Raw genomic sequence first — 19,303 nt, 5'->3', positions numbered from 1 at the left:
AAACGTTACAATTTAGGTAAAAACAAACACTTGGCTTTTTACATGCCAAAAAAGACATATTAAATAAATTCTATACAGCCACTAAAAATTAAGTTTACACATAGCCTGATTCCAGACTGGACTTGACTTAAAAATGTGAATAAAATAACGATGTTTTCTTTCCCAATCACTTTGGAAGAACTAAGGACGAACACATGTCACAAGGCAGGACCATACTGATAGTGGACGATGAAAAGGCTCATCGCCTCATGCTGAGGGCACATCTGGAAGACGAGGGCTACAGCGTAATAGAAGCTGCGGACGGCCTTAAGGCGCTGGATATGGCGGGAGCCCAGCCTGTGGACCTGGTATTGATGGACGTGGTCATGCCCCGTATGGACGGCATGGAGGCTCTACCCGGCATGCGGAGCCTTTTGGCTGAGACGCCGATTATAATGATGACGGCTTTCGGCAGCATAGAAAGCGCGGTCGTTGCCTTAAAGGCCGGGGCGGAGGACTACCTGCCCAAGCCCCTTGATATGGAAGAAGTTCTGATCAAGGTCAAGCGCCATTTAAAGGCCGCCGGATTAAGACAAACGGTGCGGGTTCAGGCCGAAAGGCTGGACGAGCGTTTTGACTTTTCAGCCTTGATCGGCGAGAGCACCCCCATGCTCCAATTGAAAGAGACGCTGGCCATGGTGGCCCCTTCCGAGGCCACGGTGCTGATCACAGGCGAAAGCGGAACGGGCAAGGAGGTTGTGGCTCAGATCATTCACCAGAACTCAGGGCGCAAAAACGGCCCCCTGGTCAAGACCAACTGCGCCGCCCTCGCTGAGAACCTTCTTGAATCAGAACTTTTTGGCCATGAAAAAGGGTCGTTTACCGGAGCGGTTTCCCGCAGGGACGGCCGCTTCAAGGCAGCCGACCAAGGTAGCCTTTTCCTGGACGAGATAGGGGAAATAGCAGTAACCACCCAGGTAAAGCTTCTAAGGGTGCTGCAGGAGGGTGAATACAACCCAGTGGGCTCTGACAAAACCTTTAAAACAGATGTCAGGGTGATCGCGGCCACTAACCGTGACCTGCCCAAGGCAGTTGCGCAGGGTGAATTCAGGGAAGACCTTTATTACCGACTGAATGTGGTTAACCTGCACATGCCGCCCCTAAGGCAAAGGGGTGAGGATGTACTTATTCTGGCGGACCGATTCTTAAAGGAATTCAACAAAAAAAACAACCGGGAACTCAAGGGGTTCAGCCCCGAGGCCCGCTCCAGGCTGCAATCATATTCCTGGCCGGGTAATGTCAGGGAGTTATTAAATGCGGTGGAGCGTTCGGTGATCATGAGCCGCGGCCCCATGGTGGAGATAACAGACTTGCCCTTGGCTTTGCAGCAGGAAGCCAACAAACCCGAAGGGCAAATCCGCCCCGGCCTGACCATCAGGGAGATGGAGCGCGCCTTAATCGTGCGGACCCTGGAAGCCACGGGTCAAAACCGCACCCACGCGGCAGAGCTTTTGGGGATCACCAGAAAAACTCTGCAAAACAAAATTAAGGAATACAACCTGCCCAAGGTTTAAAAAATCCGGACCCGGCTTGCTACACTTAATTCAACCGGGTCCGGATTTACCTTTTCGGCGCTTTAACCGCCTTCAAGCAAAAACAAGCCAAGCGCCGTCAAGGGAATGGGCTTTTTTCTAAGGCCTTGATTGATTTTACTTAGAACCTGTAAGTAAACCTCACCCCAATGGTCCTGGGGTCTCCATCCTCCCCAATATCACCTACAAGATAAGTAGACTTACTCTTAAAATATTCCTTATCAAAAAGGTTCTGGCACCAAAGCGCCACTCCGAAATCCTCGGCCTGATAACCCAGGCGCAGGTTGATAAGCTGGTAGCCTTCCACCTTGCAGTCGTTTTTGGCTTCCGTGTAAAAATCGCTTATACCGGTCATGTCAACCCGGCCGAAAAGACCGCTTTGGTGGTTGTAGTCCAGGCCCGCGTTAAAGGTGAATTGGGGGGCGTAGGGCAGGCGCTTGTCGTCATAGTCATAGGAGCCTCCAGTCGTTTCAGCGCTGACCCAATCATCAATAACCGCGTCGGCATAGCCGATGCCTCCGAAAAAGCGCCAGCCCGGCGCTGGCCTAGCCTCGAGCTCCAGTTCAAACCCCTTGGAAGAGGCCTTGGCCGCGTTGGTTACGCTTCTCACAGCCGGCCCGGCGAGATACTCCTCAACCTGTTTGTCTGAGATATCAACGTAAAACAAAGAAGCGTTTAATCTGATTCTGCTATCCAGCCAAGTGGATTTGAACCCCACCTCATAGTTCCAGGTTTTCTCCGGCCCAAAGGTGAGGTTATCCCTTCCCTCGGCAAAGGCATAGTTGTAGCCTCCGGCCAAAAATCCCTTGGCAACCGTGGCATAGAGCATGACATCATCTGAAATGTCAAAAGAGACCGAGCCCTTGGGCAATACTTCACTATGCTCCAGGTCTTTGGAATAAGAGTCGGGCAGCATATTGAAGGTCTGGGTGCCGTCGGACTTCTGGTCGTCATAACGCAGGCCGGCGGTGAGGTGCAGGCGGTCAAACAAGGTATAGGTGGCCTGGCCAAAGACAGCGTAACCCTTGTTGTCATACTCTGTCTTTCTGGCCTGGTTAAAAAACTTCGCTGTCGCGTCTACATCTTCAGTGAACCCGTAAAGACCGGTGAGCCATTTGAGGGGGCTTTTTTCATCCGGCGAAGAAAGGCGGATCTCCTGGCTGTATATGGTGCTGGTAAATACAAAATACTGATCAGGATAAGGATAAGGCCCAAACTCGCCGTCATTGGCAAAATCGGTCTCATAATCGTTTCTGGTGGTGATTGCGACCACGTCGGCAGTCCGGCCCTGGTATTTGATACTGAGCGCCTGGCCGTTGTTCTCGTCTTTCCAATGGTTCACCCCGTCCCAGTTGGTTTTATAACGATCGCTTTGGGCCGGGCCGTTTATCAAACGCAAATAACCATATCCGTCATCTGTTTTATAGGCATTAGCCAAAAGGGAGATGTCCCACTTTTCCCCGGGGGTCCAGCGCAGTTTGGCCTGACCGGTTTTGTGATCAACCTTGCCTGCCTTGTCGTCCAGATCATAGATATTTTCGGTAAAACCGTCTGTATCCTTAGTCAGAAGAGAAACCCCGAAATAAAGGTTATCCTCAACCACCGGGCCGCTCACGCTCGCCCCGGCTTTAAGAAAAAACGGATTATCATGGGGAGTGTCGTAGAAACCCGGTTCCAGAAACACACTCCCCCGGACCTGGTTGCCGGGCTGGCGGGTGATTATGCGCACAGCGCCGGATTCGGTGTTGCGACCGTACAAGGTGCCCTGGGGCCCGCGCAAGACCTCCACCCGCTCGATATCCATGAGATCCGGATTCTGCATAAAGGTCATGGGATAGTTGATATCATCCACAAAAAGACCGGCCGGGGTGTTAAGTATTACATTGTGGGACGAAATCCCCCTAATTATGAGCATATTTTGGTTTGTATTCTGCTTTGAATACACATTGGGCGTGAAATAGGTCAGGTCGGTCACGTCAAAGATTCCGGCCTCCTCAATATCCGAAGAGGTCAGCACGCTCATACTTATGGGAACCTCCTGTACACTCTCTTCCCTTTTTTGGGCCGTAACAACCACGCCCGCAATTTTTTGCCCTTGGGCAGGGGCCTCTTGCGAAACCGTTTTCCCTGTAATCTTTGGCCGGGCATGGCCGGGCAAGGCAGAGCCAAGGCAAATAAAAACCAGGCACGCTAAAAGCAGCCATGCCTTTGAGGCATATGGGACAGCATTTACATCTTTTTTCATTATCCGTAACTCCTGAAGTTTCAAGCGCAGTTTAAGATGCGCCTGAAAATTAAATAGAACATGCCGTCCATTGCTCTTACTCTTTGGCGGCTCCTTGAGGCTAATCCCAAATGAATTATCTTTTGTTCGAAATGAAAGTTGAGATATTTAGCTGAAATAACAGCTTTTTTCTCTCCTATATTCAATAAATTACTTACAGGGCTTTCATTTTTAAAAAAGCAAGAAAAAAAGCCCCGGTAGGGCTTGCCCAGACCTACCGAGGCCTGTTCGTTTGAGACTGGAATCATGGTTGGGAGAAAAGCGAAGCCCAGGACGAATTTAGAAAATAAAGACCCGCGAATTAACGGCAATGGTTTACGGAAAGGCTATCAAGTTCTAAAAGGCCCGGAATCTCAACAAAAGGGTTATGAGATCCGGGCTTTTCTTCAGCATGCCATTAAAAAACCACACCCATTTTTTTATGGCATGAATTAGGGTTTAAGCCATATTGATTCATAAAGGCCCTGGAAAAGGAGGAAAGACTGTTATAGCCAACCTCAAAGGCGGCTTCGGTTACATTCATCCGCCTTGTTTCCAAAAGTCTTTTGGCGTTATCAAGCCGCACCTGCCGCAGATAACCAAATGCCGTGGTTCCAAATAAAACTCTGAATCCCTGATTTAACTTTCCATGGGAAAGCCCCACTGTTTTGGCCAGGCAGAACAAGGAAGGCGGATCTTTTTGGTTTTTATCCAGAAGATCGGCTGCCTGCCTGATTTTGTCCATTTCTTCAGGAGTTAAAGTTCGGTCTTGGCGGCTTTTATTTTTGAGATTCTCCAGCCTGAGGGCTGTTAGTTCCATAGCCTTGCTCTCCAAAAACAAGCGCCTGGTAGTTCCTTTAAAAGGACAGTTCAAGAACTGTAAAAAGGCGGAATACATCTGTGAATTAACTACATCTGTTTGGCAAAAACATCGCTCAATCGCCCCTTCCGCCACAGGTCTTAAGAAACGGGGAAAAGAAAATATTTCATCTTTAATCAGCTCATAGAAAAACTTAGGATCCATTATCAGTGAGAGGGAAAGCCTGGTTGTGGACTTTTTATCAGACACAAATCCCCTTTGATCGGGGAAATAGAATAAATGGCTCTGCCCCGCATTAGTTGTAACCCCATGCGGCATGTCTGGGGTTTTCCCCCTGAGACTGCCGGAAACACAAAATCCCAAACCAAAGGCGGGTTTTGGGCAATCCATAAAAAAACTCAGATCGTCCTTGACCTTGTAGTTGGCCAGAAAAGCCGAAAAGCCGGGTCTGAATTCAATATGCGTTAGATAGCCTTCGGCCACCTCTGAAGGCAGGTCCCAGGATTTTTCAAAACGGTTCGCACAATCGCCTGTCTGCTCAAAATCAAAATCACCCAACCGGCAGCTGCGATGAAATATGCTTGAGGTCATGGGGTTGGAATTCCTTTTGTTTTGCTGCCAAACCAGGCGCTTTAGTTTCGAGAGCGATAAAAAGTTTGGTAATACAAATTATTTTATAAACAATTAATACTCTTCCCTCATAAACCTGTCAACCACTTACTTGTCGCCTAAAAATCTATTGTAAAATACGATAGTTAACGGACCCTAAACAAGGTTTTTAAAACGCCCTGCCAGGGTTAAGGAGATACACGCACAAATAAAATGCCCATACCCAGGCAAAATTACAGGCCTGGGAATGGGCTTTGGGCATTTCGCTTTTTTATTTAATCAAACTCAGAGGCGGCCCTCCACCAATTGGCGCAGACGCAAAACCGCATCCTGCATTATGCCGGCTTGCCCTTCCAGTTGGGAAGATGAAGCAGCAGTTTCATCGGCTGTAGTCGCTGTCTGGGTTGTGACCCGGTCAATCTCCTGGGCAGAGGCGCTGACCTGTTCCAGGCCCTGGCGCTGCTCATCTGTGCTTTGGCTGATTCCTTCCACCAGTAAAGCCACCTGTCTGGAGGCTTCTGCCACCTCGCTGAAGACACCGCTTGTGTTCTGGGCAATCTCCACCCCGGTTGCAATATCCTGCTGGTTCTGCTCGATCAGCACGCTTGTATTCTGGGCCGCCTCGGCGGAACGCAGGGCCAGATTGCGCACTTCATCGGCCACCACGGCAAAGCCGCTGCCCGCCTCCCCTGCCCTGGCCGCTTCCACGGCTGCGTTCAGGGCCAGGAGGTTGGTCTGGAAGGCGATTTCATTTATGCTGCTGAGAATTTTAGCCATCTCACCACTGGCTAGGGTGATCTTCTCCATGGCCTGGGACAGCTCCCTCATGGAACTATCCGCCTGATCCACCATCTTGACGGTTCTTTTCACCAGGCTGTCCGCCTCTTTGGCGCTCTCGGCGTTTTGCCGGGTCATTGAGGACAGCTCTTCCAGGGATGCGGCCGTTTCCTCCACCTGGGCGGCCTGGTCACTGGATCCTTGGGCCAGGGCCTGGCTGGCTGCCGAGACCTGACTTGAGGCGGCGGAAAGGTTTTCACCAGCGTCGTTTAAGGGCTTGACTGCCGAGTTGATGGTTGCGCAAAGACTCCTGGAGCAGAAAAAGCCGCTTAAACCGGCCAAAATAAGCATCACCCCGGCGGTGATCATCATGACAAGGCCTGCCTTTTCGCCGGTCTTCTCCAACTGGTGGGCCAGGTCCAGGTATTCCTGTTTAGCGGCCGTTGCTCCTATAACCCAGTCCCAGGGTTCGAAATAGGCAAAACGAGTAATCATGGCCATTTCTTCACCATCATTGCCCGGCAGGATGTAGTTCAGCTGGCCTATCTCCTCGGGTTTAAGGGACAAGGCCTTTTGGCAGATAGAACTGATATAGGCATTTCCTTTAGCATCCTTTACCTGTGCCATGGGAGCGCGAGGCAGCACCCGGCCATTTGCCACCAGGCAATTCCCCTTGCTGTCCAAAACAAGCGCACCACCACTTTTGCCCAACCTAATACCTGCAACTTCCTCTAAAAGGGCCTTCTCAACATCTTTCTGCTTCACCCCCACATAAAGCACACCTGCCACCTGGCCGTCTTGATCATAGATCGGCTCATAGGCGGTGAGATACCAGGCATTCACCACATAGGCCCTGCCTTTGAAGGTCTGACCGGCCAAGATGGTTTTGATAACCCGATTGGGCGCTCCATCCGGATTCACAGCCGGGATATAGGTGCCGATGGCCCTTTGCCCCTGTTTGGTGCGCACGTTGGTCGCCACCCTCAGCATGGAGCCCTTTTCATCCATCCTCTGGAAAATCGTACAGGTCTGACCGGTCATCTCCATTATGTCATCTACGATCAAGGCGCCAGTGTCAAAGGACTTGATCTGCCCCAGCCACTTACCGCCGACCTGCATGCGGGGCAGTTCATGAAAATCATTTTGCCTGGTGTATTGATTCACCGCCTGCCAGGACACCTTTTGAGCCTCATCAAAAGAGACTTCTCCCGGCAGGGTGAAAATCCGATGAGCCACCTTTAAGGTGTTGTTAACCATCTGCTGGGCCAGTCTGTTTTGCGCAGAGGTCATGGCTTGGATGCTCTTGAGCGTCTGATTGAGGTTCTGGCTCACCAGGGAGCGGCAATTCTTCACTGAAAATTCAGTCATGGTCCGGTTGTTAACCAAAGCAACCGTCAAATAAACAACCATGGGAACCAAGGTTAAAAAAAGCGCAAATACAATAAGTTTAGTACGAAGCGCTAAATGCGAAAACATAACTCCCCCCAAAATGGCGCACAAATGGTAGGGGTAATTAAACCCAACGATACAAATAAACTAAAATTATAAAAATGTTCCAGCCCTGGAAAATACTAAAAAAGTATTAGACTACTCACTATAAGTTGGGTCGATATAACATGTCAACCGGAAGAAATAAGGAAGGTGCGCAAGAAGTTATGATAATAAGCTCTAGGTGCTGATTTTGTCAAAGAAATTAAGAAAGTAATTTTTTTAACTGGCCACTTTTAACAATAAATTAACTATAAACACCTGTTCTTTGTAGGTTAGTTCATGAAAAAGCGGTAGTGCAAGGCAGTGATCAAATACATATCTACTGCCCTTCATATCGTCTGTCAGATAAACATCCGGGTTTTGGTTAAAGGCCTTGTGCATATGTAAGGCATAGGTTCCTATCTGGACTTCCACTCCTTTTTCCCGCATGTTAGCCATAACCTCATCACGGTTTTCCACAAACACGCAAAAGGATTGAAAAGAGTGAACCCCGCCCTTGGCAACCTGACAGGGTTTAACCTTACTTGTATTGGATAGAAGTTTCAGATAACGCTCGGCCAGTTCCCGGCGGCGGTTTAAGAGTACATCTATCTCCTGCATCTGAGCCAGGCCCACTGCGGCCAGGATGTCGCTTAATTTGTAGTTGGTGCCAATACGCTGAAAATCAGCTGTCAGTCTGGATTCATAAACCCCCATGCCAAAATGTTTGTAAGAGTGCATCCAATCGGCCAGATGGTCTGAATCGGTGGTGATCATGCCGCCTTCACCGGTTGTTATGAACTTCCTGGGATGCAGGCTGAAAACACTTATATCGGCCCTGGTTCCCACCATATCTCCCTTGTAGGAAGCGCCCAGGGAGCAGGCGGCGTCTTCCACCACATAAAAACCGTGTTTTTCCTTAAGGCTGTCCAATGCGTCGTAATCCAGGGGATTGCCAAAGCCAGAGACAGGCATGACCACTTTGGTGGCCGGGGTTATGGCCCTTTCCAGGGCTTCAAAATCCATAAGCATGGTCTGGGGATCAACATCAACGATCAGCAGGCGGGCGCCTACAATGGAAACTACGTCACCCGTGGCGGGGTAGGTGTAATCCGGGATGATCACCTCATCGCCCGGCCCGACTTTCAAGGCGCGCAAGGCCATTTCAAGGCCTGTAGTGCAAGAGCTCACAGCCAAGGCGTGCTTTGCCCCCAAATAATCGGCCATGGCCTTTTCCAGTTCCCTGGCCACCGGTCCCTCAGTGAGGTAGCCCGAATCTAAAACCGCCAGCACTTTTTCTTTTACCGCATTGTTTATATAGGGCTTGATCAGGGGTATTTTTTTCATCACCGGTCGCCTTTCGTGCTGGATTCATCGCCTCTTAATTAAAATAGCATTTAGCCGGAGCTGGGGCTATTTTTATTCCTCTTCCAATAAATGCCCCAGGGGAACCGGCTTCAGGGGCGGACGAGTGCTTAATAGTTCGTCTTGAGCCAAGGGCCTGTTGCGATAACCGGCCAAAAAGTCATAAGCAATCGGCAAGCAGGTTCTGCCCTGGCAAGGCCCCATGCCCAGACGCAGAAAACGTTTCAAGGCGAGCGGGGTGTCATAGCCCTGGTCCACCGCATTTTTAAGATCACCGGCTGTGATATCTTCGCAACGGCAGATAATGCTGTCATCCGGCAGGTTGTACAGCCAGGCATCGGGATAAGCAGTTAAACGGTTGAGCCATTCGGCAAAAGCCAGGTGAGCCTTTCTTTTGGCCATCAATGAAGTGAAATCATGATCTGAAAACGGACGGCCTAATTTTTTGAGCATACCCAGGGCGGCCAGCTCCCCTTCCAAAAGGGATTTAAGGGCTCCGCCTATGCCGGTCACCTCACCGGCTGCAAAGATATTTTCCACTGAGCTCTGAAGCCCGCCTGTAGTCTGCACAATAAAACCGCCCAAAAGCGGTTCAAAACCCAGTTTGCAACCTGCCTGTTGGGCCAATTCCACATTGGGGGCAAAACCATGGCCCGTGGCCAGGCACTGGGTCTGATAGCGGGACTCGGTGCCCATAAGCACCCGCCCGGCTGAATCCAGGCGTGCCGTGATCACCTCTTCGAGTAAGCCCTTGCCCCGGGCTTCTATCACCACGGTTTTAAACCTGTGCCGCACCCTGTGGGAGCAAAAAGCGGCCATATAGCCCACTCCCTCCAGCAACTTGGGCCCTTGGGCCCTTAGCTGCCCCGGCTTGGGCAAAAGCCTGCTCAAAGAATGGGTGTGTAAAATTGCCTGCACCTTTGCCCCATGCTTAAGGGCTTCCCCGGCTCCTGCCCACAAAAGCGGGCCTGCGCCGTGAAACAAAAGCTCCTTATTGGGCATCAGCCCGGAACTCTTCATAAAGCACTGCAAAGCGCCGGTGGAGATGACTCCCGGGAGATCCCAGCCCACAAAAGGCAGAAACTTTTCCCTGGCTCCGGTGGCCAGGAGAATAAGCTGCGGGCTGATGCAAAACGTCCGGTCCTTCTCATGAACCAGAACCTGGTTCCGGTCAAAGATGCCGACCACCTCACTCAAGGGAAGAACGCGGATCTTTCCCTGCTCAACTTTTTCCAGAAAAAGGTGGCCGGTCCTCACTGGTCCGGGTTTGGCCTTGAGTTCGGCTGGAGTCAGGCTTGCCTTGAGCCTGCGCAGAAACTGGCCTCCGGGAAGCGGGTTTTCGTCCAGAATAATTACCTTGAGCCCCTCTCGGGCCAGTTTTTCCGCGCATACCAGGCCGGAAAGCCCCGCGCCCACCACCAGGGCGTCACAGATCTCAGTTTTCATCGGTGATTATCTCCATACCCGGTTCAAGCTGAGTCATGCAGGCCCGTTGCCTGGGTTGGCCGTTTATGGTCACCAGACAGCCGTAACACACCCCCATGCCGCAGAGGCATCCCCTTTTCCGAGATTTTTTCTTGCTGGTTCCAAGGCTTATTATGCCATTGGCCCACAAGGCGGCCGCCACACTCTGGCCCTCATAACCTGTCAGGGTCTTTCCGTTTGCCGTGAACTCAATTTTCCCGGCCAACGAACCGGGGATAAGGCTTACCGCTTCCATTTAATCAATCCTGTTCAGAAAACCGTGCCGGATCACACTGTTCCATAATCCGGTTGATTTGACCCGTGTACACATATTCAGCCACCAGGCGGCCGGTCACCGGGGCCAGGGCGATGCCGTCGCCCTCGTGCCCGGCGGCCATTATCAAACCGGAAAGGTTGGGCGCCGGCCCCAGTGCGGGAAGGCCGTCCGGAGTGTAGGGCCTGAATCCGGCAAAGGTGCGTATGGCCTTAACCTGGCGCAAGGCCGGGACCAGGCGGCAGGCATTGGCCGCGATTCTGCGAAACGACTCCAAGGTGGTCCTGCGGTCAAACCCCACAAACTCCCTGGTGGAACCGATAAGCAGATTTCCTTCCTCGGTCTGTTCCATGGAGACGCCCTGCCCTCCCTTGGCGGCCAGGGAAGGATCAAACTTGGCGGCCACATATTTGGCGGAAAGAAACCCCCGGTGGATCAAGGGCGCAACCGGCTCGGTAACGATCAGCTCTCCCTTGCGGGGCTTGATCGGCAGGCTGATCCCGGCCATTAAAGCCACTTGAGCCGCCCTGGCCCCGGCCGCGTTGATCACCAACCCGGTCTCAACCCTTCCCAGACTGGTCTTGACGGCCTTGATCTTATTTGAAGCGACCTCAAAACCGGTGACTTCAGCACCAGTGAAAAACAAGGCTCCGTTTTTCTTGGCCCCATGCATGAAACCGTGTGTCAGGCGAATGGGGTTCACCAGCCCGTCTTGGCTGCAAAAGCTGGCCCCGGTTATGGCTGGAGAAAGATTGGGTTCCTTTTCCAGGGCACGGGCGGTTCCGGCCAATTCGGCATCCAGACCGTTCTCCACCAGGTTCTGCACCAGTTTTTCCATGGCGTGAACCTCGGCCTCGGTCTCCATAACCAGCATGCCACCGGTTTGACGATAAGCCACATCAAAACCAAGCTCACCTGCCAGATTCTGGTACATCTTCATGCTTTCAATCGCCAATTCAAGGTGGATTCCAGGTTTTTTGGATTGCAGGAGAACCATGCCGTCGCAGGCTCCGGAGGACCCGTGGGCCAATTGGCCGGCTTCCAGCAAAAGGGGTTTCAGGCCCCTTACTGCAAGTTGATAGGCAATGGAGGCGCCGATTACACCTCCGCCAATTATGACAATATCAGCGCTTTTGGGCAGCATATCGGGAATTGCCGTTTATTTAGGAGATAAAAACCAAAGTTTGAAGACCTGGAGGCAGCGTGTGAAAAGCCATTTGAACAAAGTTAGGCCATCATGAATACCCCTGGCATTACAGGAACGGCCGTCCAAACCACCTAGGCTGAAAACTTACGTAATTTTGAAAAGTTACCTAAGCAGACCGTGGGTAACTTCAAAAATACAAAAACCCAAAATGGAATTTATGACATCCTCCAGGTTCAAACTTGAACCATATTCAAAGGCGATACTACACCCCCGTTTCGAATTTGACAAAAATTTAGGTCCCTTTACCACCCAACCCATGAAGCCTTGCTCTTAGGTTTTATTAAAATGGGTCGTCTCCCAGACAGTCCGTCCCAAGCCTTCACCCTGCTCATCCGGGATTTAGATTGTCAGCTAATTAAAATTTTATTTAATGTGCAAAAAATAAAAAAAGCGGACAATTAAAAAGTCCTCGCCGCCACATGAAAATTTACAATGTGATCTTATATGGTTAACAATTTTCACGATAACTGTCACTGAAATGAAAAATCCAAAAATAGAACTCTCTGGTAGAAGACTAGTAACTTTCCGGGTTCAAAATCAGACTGACGCATTAGAGATTTTCCTGTATCTTGCAAATATCTCATCCTCGCCTTACTTTGTTCTGTATTCCTAAATATAGGGAGATTAGTAGATGAAAAAACTGAACCTGAAGCTCAAAATCATATTACCGATAGTAACACTTATTGTTTTGAGTATGGGGTTTGCGACCTTCTTCTCATACCGCAGTTCGTCAATAATATTGGAGCAAAGCATAACCCAGAAAATCAAAGGCATCAGTTCTGCCGCAGCGCACAATCTGGGAGTCTGGTGCCAGGACAAAATCTGGGAGCTTAACGGACTTAGCGGGCTTCCCGAACTGAAACAAGGGGTTTTAAGTTACCAAGGCAAAAACCTTGCCCAGGCCGATGATACACTGGTTTCCTTTGGCGAAAAACGCAATCTCTATGAGCGCCTGGCCCTGGTAAACAAAAACGGTGAGTACCTGGCAACCAGTGACGGCGACCGGGAGGTCAGGCTCAATATTCAAGACAGGCCTTACTTTCAAAAGGCCCTGGCAGGCAACCCTGCTGTCTCACCGGTGCTGAAAAGCAGGGTAAGCGGGCATCCCATAATAACCGTGGCAGTTCCGATTAAAGAAGGCTCCAGTGTGGCGGGGGTTCTGGTCGGCATAATAGATCTGCAAAAAGTCACCGATCAACTCATCACTCCCTTGGATACGGGCGGCGCGGGCTATCTTTATGTTTTGGACGATAGCGGTAGAATCGTAAGCCACCCGGATCAGTCCCTGGTATTGAACAACCAGGTGGCAGAGACTGATTTTGGACGCCAAATCCTGCGTCAACAACATGGGGTGCATCTCTACGACTATCAGGGAATTGAAAAAATAGCGGCCTTCTGCACCGCCCCGCTTTTGAACTGGAGGGTGGTGGCCACAGCGGATACGGAGACACTCTTTGCAATGGCCAAGGTTGTTCGCAACAAAAGCCTTATGATCGGGGGAATCGTCATCCTGCTGGGGCTTTTCCTCACCCTCTGGCTTGGCGTATCAATTACCAAACCGGTGGTAAGGGAGCTGACAACCCTGGAGGTCAGTTCCGCTGAAGTGAGCACCGCGGCCAGTCAAGTGGCAGCCACCGGCCAGAGCCTGGCCCAGGGGGCGTCCACCCAGGCGGAGACTGTGCAGGACTTCAGCCTGGTGCTGGAAAGCATTTCCCAACAGATAGAAAAAAACAACCTGTCCACAGCCACGGCCCGAGACTTTTCCAAGGAAACCCAAGTCCTGACCGAAGAGGCGGGAGAGGCCATGCAGAACCTGGATCAGGGCATGGACCAGTTGCAGGAAGCCAGTGGCGAGATGGCGGGCATTGTAAGGACAATCGAAGAAATAGCCTTTAAAACCAATCTATTATCCCTGAACGCAGCCGTTGAGGCAGCCAGGGCCGGAGAAGCGGGCCGGGGTTTTTCAGTGGTGGCCGAGGAAGTGGGTTCCTTAGCGGCCAACACAGCCAAGGCGGCCCAGGAGACCGGAGCCCTGATACAGGCCAACCTGGAGAGGATCAAGGTCAATACAAACCTGGTGAGAACTACCAGCCAAGGGTTTGCCAAACTCACCGACATGGCGGGCAAGTCGGCGGTCTTGATGTCTGAAATCGCTGAGGCCAACCAGGAACAGACCAGGGAAGTCAAGCACCTGAACCAAAGCATGCGCCAGGTTGATGACACAATTCAGAACCAGTCCAGCTTTGCCGAAGAGTCGGCCGCGGCCAGCGAAGAACTCCACAACCAGGCCAGGGAAGTGGCGCAAGTGGTGGAAAATCTGGGGCAGGTTATCCACGGCATGAAGGACCGGGCAGACGAGCTCCCTGTCCGTACATCCCTGAACAAGCCGGTTACGGCCAGACTGCTCACTCATGGGGCCTGATAAGGGAGAAATAGCTACCCGGTATGGCTCGGTGATTTAAAACAGTCTTCCAACAAGGGAAAAAGGACCGCGGCGTATGTACTTTTCGCCGCGGCCCTTTTACATGGGCTGCCACAGAAACGGCCCAAAGCCATCTTCAAATAAAAAACCTCTGTTAATGATCGGTTGATATTCGCTTTTGGGTCCCGGCTTCAAAAAAATGCAAATCCTGCTGGGAAAATCTCAACTTCACCACTCCGCCCTCTTGGGCCCGCAGCTCTCCGGGCAAACGCAAAACCAGTTTTTCCTCTTCACCGGCCCCTAAGTCACAGTGAACCAGATTTTCAGAACCCAGGGGTTCTAAAAGTTCAACCCTGGCCTTCAGGCTGCACAGGCCCGGTTCAGGCTCCTGGCCGGGCTGTTCCAGGCTGATAAATTCGGGCCTGATGCCCACCATGACCTCACCCTGGTAATCTCCGGGCCTGGCCCCGTTAAGCTTAAGCCTGGTCCCGTCCGTGAGCAAAAGGCCCGCCCCCTTGGGCAGCAAAGATCCGCTCAACAGGTTCATGGCGGGCGAGCCCATAAAGCGGGCCGCAAACACGGTGGCAGGATTTTTGTAAATCTCTTCCGGCGTGCCGAGTTGCTCCACCTGGCCGTCTTTGATCAAAAGGATGCGATCGGCCAGGGTCATGGCCTCCACCTGATCATGGGTGACATAAATAGAGGTGGTCTTAAGGTTTTGATGCAGCCTTTTGAGATTAACCCTCATCTGAGTGCGCAATTTTGCATCCAGGTTGGAAAGGGGCTCGTCAAACAAAAAAACTCTGGGTTTTCTTACTATAGCCCTGCCCATGGCCACCCGTTGGCGCTGGCCGCCTGAGAGCTGGTTGGGTTTTCGCCCCAAAAATGGGCTCAGCCCCAAAAGAGAAGCGGCCTGGTCCACCCTTTGGGATATTTCCCGCTTGGCTATGCCTCTCACCTTTAAACCATAGGCGATATTCTTGTAAACGCTCATATGGGGATAAAGGGCGTAGTTCTGAAAGACCATGGCCACGTCCCGGTCCTTGGGCTCAAGCCGGTTCACCAGCTTATCACCTATATGGACTTCCCCTTCCGTGATCCTTTCAAGCCCGGCCACCAAGCGCAGTACAGTGGATTTGCCGCAGCCCGAAGGCCCCACCACCACCAGGAACTCGCCATCGGCAATAGTGGCGTTGATGCCCTTTAACACTTCAGTATCGCCAAAATTCTTTCTCAGATTCCGCAAGACAACTTGCGCCATGGATATTCTCCCAACCCGATTCCCAAAGGAATCAGATTATTTTTCCGTTTCAATCAGGCCTTTGACAAAAAGCCGCTGCATGGCTATCACCACCAGCATCGGCGGCAGCATGGCCAAAAGGGCCGTGGCCATGATGATGTTCCATTGGGCTACAGTGTCGGCCACATAGACCATGCGCTGTATCCCCATGACCACGGTGTACATCTCTTCCTCAGTGGTGATCAAAAGAGGCCACAAATATTGATTCCAGCCGTAGATAAAAAGAATCACAAACAAGGCGGCGATATTGGTGCGGGAAAGGGGCAGAACCACATCCCAAAAAAACTTCAGCGCACCTGCCCCGTCTATGCGGGCCGCTTCCATAAGCTCATCCGGGATGGTCAGGAAAAACTGCCGGAATAAAAAGGTGGCTGTGGCGCTGGCGATGAGGGGCACAATCAGCCCCGCCTGGCTGTTCAGCATGCCCAAATCCGCCACCACCTGAAAAGTGGGCAGGATGCGCACCTCAACCGGCAACATAAGGGTCATAAAAATCATCCAGAAAAAAAGCCCCCGTAAGGGGAATCGAAAATAAACCACCGCATAGGCGGCTGTGAGGGAGATCATGATCTTGCCGCAGGCAATGCCCAGGGCCATGTAAAGGCTGTTCAGCATCATGGGGGCAACCGCCTGCCCGCCCGAGGCCTGAAGGCCCCGGCTCAGGGCGGTTTTGAAATTGGCCAGAAGCTCTCCCCCAAACCAAAGGGGGATGCCGCCGATAAGTTCTGTGTTTTCATGACTGGCGGCAAGCAGGGCTACAACCAGGGGAAAAACAATAACGCTCACCCCCATGATCAAGACCAGATGGGTGAAAAAGGTGCGCCAGGGGCGATTCTCCACCATTACGGCACACTCCTCTCAGTAGTTAACCTTGCGCTCAACATAGCGAAATTGAATAACGGTAAGCCCGATGACAATGACCATCAGAACCACCGACTGGGCAGCCGAGCCGCCAAGGTCCAGGCCGATGAAGCCATCGCTGAAGACCTTATAGACCAGAATATCCGTGGCCTTTCCGGGCCCTCCCTGGGTGATCGAGTGGATGATGCCAAAGGTGTCGAAAAATGCGTATATCACGTTAACCACAACCAAGAAGAAAGTGGTGGGTGACAACAATGGAAAAATAATGCTCCAAAACCGCTTTAAAGGCCCTGCCCCGTCTATGGCTGCGGATTCGATCAGGGAGCGGGGGATGGCCTGCAACCCGGCCAAAAAGAAAAGAAAGTTATAAGACACCTGTTTCCAGGAAGCGGCCAGAATAACCAAGGCCATGGCCTGCCCCCCATCGAGCACGTGGTTCCATTCATATCCCAGGGTCTTGAGCAAAAAAACCACCACTCCGCAAGAGGGATTGAACATGAAAAGCCACAACACCCCGGCCAGGGGCGGGGCCACGGCATAGGGCCAGATCAAAAGGGTCTTGTAGGCCTTGCTCCCCTTGACTGCATTATCGGCCATGCCCGCCAGAACAAGGGAGACGCCCAAGCTTATGGCCATGGTAAAAAAGCTGAATATAAGAGTTACCTTAAAGGACTGGGCATAGAGCGGGTCGACAAAGAGGCGGCTGAAATTTTCAAACCAGACAAATTGGGAAGAAAGCCCAAAAGCGTCTTCCAAAAGCATGGACTGGTAAAGGGCCTGACTGGCAGGCCAGATAAAAAATACCATAGTGACAATTACTTGCGGAGCCACCAACAGATAGGGCAAAAACCTGTTCTCAAAAACTACCTTTTTGGACTGCATTTATATTGCCTGATTTGCCCGAGGTGTGCAGGCAAGGGACCTCCAAGCCCCCTGCCCCACAGCCCGGTCTTGTTTAAAAACTTATTTCACGGATTTCTCAAATTTGCGCAGGAGTGTGTTTCCACGGGCCACTGCATCGTCCAAGGCCTTTTTAGCGGATTTCTTTCCGCTCCAGGCGTTTTCCAGCTCCTCGTTGATGATGTCCCTTATCTGCACAAAGTTGCCCAGACGCAGACCTTTGGAATTCTCTGTGGGCTTTTTGTGGTTAAGCTGCTTGATGGCTATATCTGTTCCGGGATTTTTCTGGTAAAAGCCCATTTCCCTGGTCAGGTCATAGGCGTCTTTGGTGATCGGCACATAACCGGTCTGCTGATGCCACCAAGCCTGGACCTCGGGCAGGGAAAGGTAGTTCAAAAACTTGGCCACGCCTTTGTAGTCATTCCGGGAATGACCGGAGAGGACCCACAAGGTGGCTCCACCGATAATGCCGTTTTGGGGGGCGTCCTTAACATCCGGATAATAGGGCAGCATGGCCACGCCGAAATCAAACTTGGCCCCGGCCTTGACTCCGGCGTATGAGGCTGAGGAGTTCATCAACATGGCAGCCTCGCCGTTTATGAAAAGCGGGTTCGGGGTGCTTCTGCGGCCTCCGTACTTAAAGATGTTTTCTTTTTGCCAGTCAACCATGTTCTGGATGTGTTTTACGTGCAAGGGGCTGTTGATCATGAGTTTGGTGTCAAGCCCCTTGAAGCCGTTGGCCCGGCTGGCCATGGGAACATTGTGCCAGGCGCCGAAGTTCTCCAGCTGCACCCAGGACTGCCAGCCAGTGGTGAAACCATATTTGCAGGCCTTGCTTTTAACTATTTTGCGGCAGGCCTCGGCCAGTTCAGGCCAGGTTTTAGGCGGCTTGTCAGGATCCAGACCGGCTTTTCTAAAGGCGTCTTTATTGTAAAAAACCACCGGGGTGGAGCTGTTAAAGGGCATGGAGAGCATCTTGCCGTCGGCGGTTGTGTAATAACCCACCACCGCGGCCAGGTAGCGGTTCTGGTCAAAGGGTTCACCGGATTCTTTCATAAGTTTGTAAACCGGATTGACAGCACCCTTGGCAGCCATCATGGAAGCGGTGCCCACCTCAAAAACCTGCACAATGTGGGGATGTTTCTTGGCCCTGAAGGCCGCAATGGCGCTGGTCATGGTCTCGGTGTAGTTGCCTTTGTAAACAGCCTTGACCTTGTATTCGGACTGTGATTTGTTGAAATCAGCGGCTATTTTGCCTACCCGCTCACCCAGCTCGCCGCCCATGGCGTGCCACCACTGAATCTCCGTGGCAGCCAGGGCTGAAGCGGCGTTCAGCATGAAAAGGCTCATAAAAAAAGCAAACAAAACCCTGGGCAAAGACATTTTGGAGTCCTCCTTAATAACCAAATAACTTCTCGGAAATTCTTGCGAAACAAGACAAAACACAATTTGCAGGAAACTGTAGCAGGCAACTGTTACCGGGCGGTTACGGGAAGATGCCTATTAGGTAAAGGGAGGCTGTTTAAGAGGAAAAGGGGAAGAAACTATAAAAAATAGTATTCCGATATGTGCGAGGAGATACATCACCCTGGGCGTGGAGATCTAACAACCGCCCTGGATCTGAACGGGCGAAGGGTATCCGGATTAACTGCATATCGTTATGCCGGTGAGGTTGGATTAGAGAGTGCTGCACAGTATCAGGATGCGCAATTCGCTTTGGAAAGATTTAACTATTTGATATAGTGGTTGAAACCTGTTTTGGGGGGTGTGTAAATGGCTACAAGGTTCGATCACAAGGGCGGTTTCGCGGATCATGCGGCAATCAGGCGCAAACGCCGGGAAAAGACGGCGGACAAAATAGACAAAATTATCGATTGGCAGCCAATAGAAGAATTTTTGAAAAAAATCTTGGCCACCGCCACAATGCGGTGGGTAATCCCGCTTATCCTGCTCTTGGCATGTTCAAGGCTCTCTTGTTACAGTCCTGGTACGGCCTATCG

At 51.5% G+C, this 19,303-nt stretch carries 14 protein-coding genes; 3 read left to right on the top strand and 11 right to left on the bottom strand.

The annotated features are described in order from the left end of the window. Nucleotides 1–194: 194 nt before the first annotated feature. Complete coding sequence (locus X474_RS17655; RefSeq protein ID WP_044350799.1) at nucleotides 195–1,553, top strand: sigma-54-dependent transcriptional regulator; 1,359 nt, start codon at nucleotides 195–197, stop codon at nucleotides 1,551–1,553. 139 nt (nucleotides 1,554–1,692) lie between these two features. Here X474_RS17655 and X474_RS17650 read toward each other — a convergent pair whose 3' ends face one another. The 7 genes from X474_RS17650 to X474_RS17615 form a co-directional block, all read right to left on the bottom strand. Continuing rightward, on the bottom strand, nucleotides 1,693–3,816 hold the full coding sequence (locus X474_RS17650) for a TonB-dependent receptor (protein ID WP_052515363.1): 2,124 nt from the start codon (nucleotides 3,814–3,816) through the stop codon (nucleotides 1,693–1,695). Between the two features lie 436 nt (nucleotides 3,817–4,252). Beyond that, nucleotides 4,253–5,245, bottom strand: coding sequence for a helix-turn-helix transcriptional regulator (locus X474_RS17640; RefSeq protein WP_052515362.1), 993 nt, complete (start codon nucleotides 5,243–5,245; stop codon nucleotides 4,253–4,255). A gap of 303 nt (nucleotides 5,246–5,548) precedes the next feature. Then, nucleotides 5,549–7,408 carry a methyl-accepting chemotaxis protein gene (locus tag X474_RS17635; RefSeq protein WP_197282176.1) on the bottom strand — a complete coding sequence of 620 codons (1,860 nt, stop codon included), beginning with the start codon at nucleotides 7,406–7,408 and terminating at the stop codon, nucleotides 5,549–5,551. A gap of 342 nt (nucleotides 7,409–7,750) precedes the next feature. After that, nucleotides 7,751–8,857, bottom strand: a complete 1,107-nt coding sequence (locus X474_RS17630) for a DegT/DnrJ/EryC1/StrS family aminotransferase (protein WP_044350797.1) — start codon at nucleotides 8,855–8,857, stop codon at nucleotides 7,751–7,753. 72 nt (nucleotides 8,858–8,929) lie between these two features. After that, nucleotides 8,930–10,321, bottom strand: coding sequence for an NAD(P)/FAD-dependent oxidoreductase (locus X474_RS17625; RefSeq protein ID WP_044350796.1), 1,392 nt, complete (start codon nucleotides 10,319–10,321; stop codon nucleotides 8,930–8,932). Continuing rightward, nucleotides 10,311–10,595, bottom strand: a complete 285-nt coding sequence (locus tag X474_RS17620; protein WP_044350795.1) for a (2Fe-2S)-binding protein — start codon at nucleotides 10,593–10,595, stop codon at nucleotides 10,311–10,313. Before X474_RS17620 ends, X474_RS17625 begins: the two co-directional genes overlap by 11 nt. Nucleotides 10,596–10,599: 4 nt before the next feature. Beyond that, nucleotides 10,600–11,757 carry an NAD(P)/FAD-dependent oxidoreductase gene (locus tag X474_RS17615; protein ID WP_044350793.1) on the bottom strand — a complete coding sequence of 386 codons (1,158 nt, stop codon included), beginning with the start codon at nucleotides 11,755–11,757 and terminating at the stop codon, nucleotides 10,600–10,602. Nucleotides 11,758–12,451: 694 nt separating this feature from the next. Here X474_RS17615 and X474_RS17610 point away from each other — a divergent pair. Further along, on the top strand, nucleotides 12,452–14,242 hold the full coding sequence (locus tag X474_RS17610; RefSeq protein ID WP_044350791.1) for a methyl-accepting chemotaxis protein: 1,791 nt from the start codon (nucleotides 12,452–12,454) through the stop codon (nucleotides 14,240–14,242). 154 nt (nucleotides 14,243–14,396) lie between these two features. On the opposite strand, the gene X474_RS17605 is transcribed toward X474_RS17610, so the two are convergent. From X474_RS17605 to ugpB, 4 genes are all read right to left on the bottom strand, one after another. After that, nucleotides 14,397–15,503, bottom strand: coding sequence for an ABC transporter ATP-binding protein (locus X474_RS17605; protein ID WP_044350789.1), 1,107 nt, complete (start codon nucleotides 15,501–15,503; stop codon nucleotides 14,397–14,399). 36 nt (nucleotides 15,504–15,539) lie between these two features. Further along, nucleotides 15,540–16,385: a sn-glycerol-3-phosphate ABC transporter permease UgpE gene (gene ugpE / locus X474_RS17600; protein WP_044350787.1), complete on the bottom strand. Its 846-nt coding sequence runs from the start codon at nucleotides 16,383–16,385 to the stop codon at nucleotides 15,540–15,542. Nucleotides 16,386–16,400: 15 nt separating this feature from the next. Then, complete coding sequence (ugpA, locus tag X474_RS17595) at nucleotides 16,401–17,285, bottom strand: sn-glycerol-3-phosphate ABC transporter permease UgpA (protein WP_044350786.1); 885 nt, start codon at nucleotides 17,283–17,285, stop codon at nucleotides 16,401–16,403. 81 nt (nucleotides 17,286–17,366) lie between these two features. Then, entirely contained in the window at nucleotides 17,367–18,686 is a 1,320-nt protein-coding gene (ugpB, locus tag X474_RS17590) for a sn-glycerol-3-phosphate ABC transporter substrate-binding protein UgpB (protein WP_082464471.1), read from the bottom strand. 359 nt (nucleotides 18,687–19,045) lie between these two features. Between ugpB and X474_RS26930 the strand changes: the two genes are divergently transcribed. Next, on the top strand, nucleotides 19,046–19,303 hold a 258-nt coding region (locus tag X474_RS26930; protein ID WP_492226173.1), incomplete at its 3' end, for a transposase.

The sequence above is a fragment of the Dethiosulfatarculus sandiegensis genome, assembly GCF_000931935.2.
GTDB lineage: Bacteria > Desulfobacterota > Desulfarculia > Desulfarculales > Desulfarculaceae > Dethiosulfatarculus > Dethiosulfatarculus sandiegensis.
Note: the sequence above shows the minus strand (reverse complement) of the source record. Positions and strands in the feature narration are given on the sequence as shown.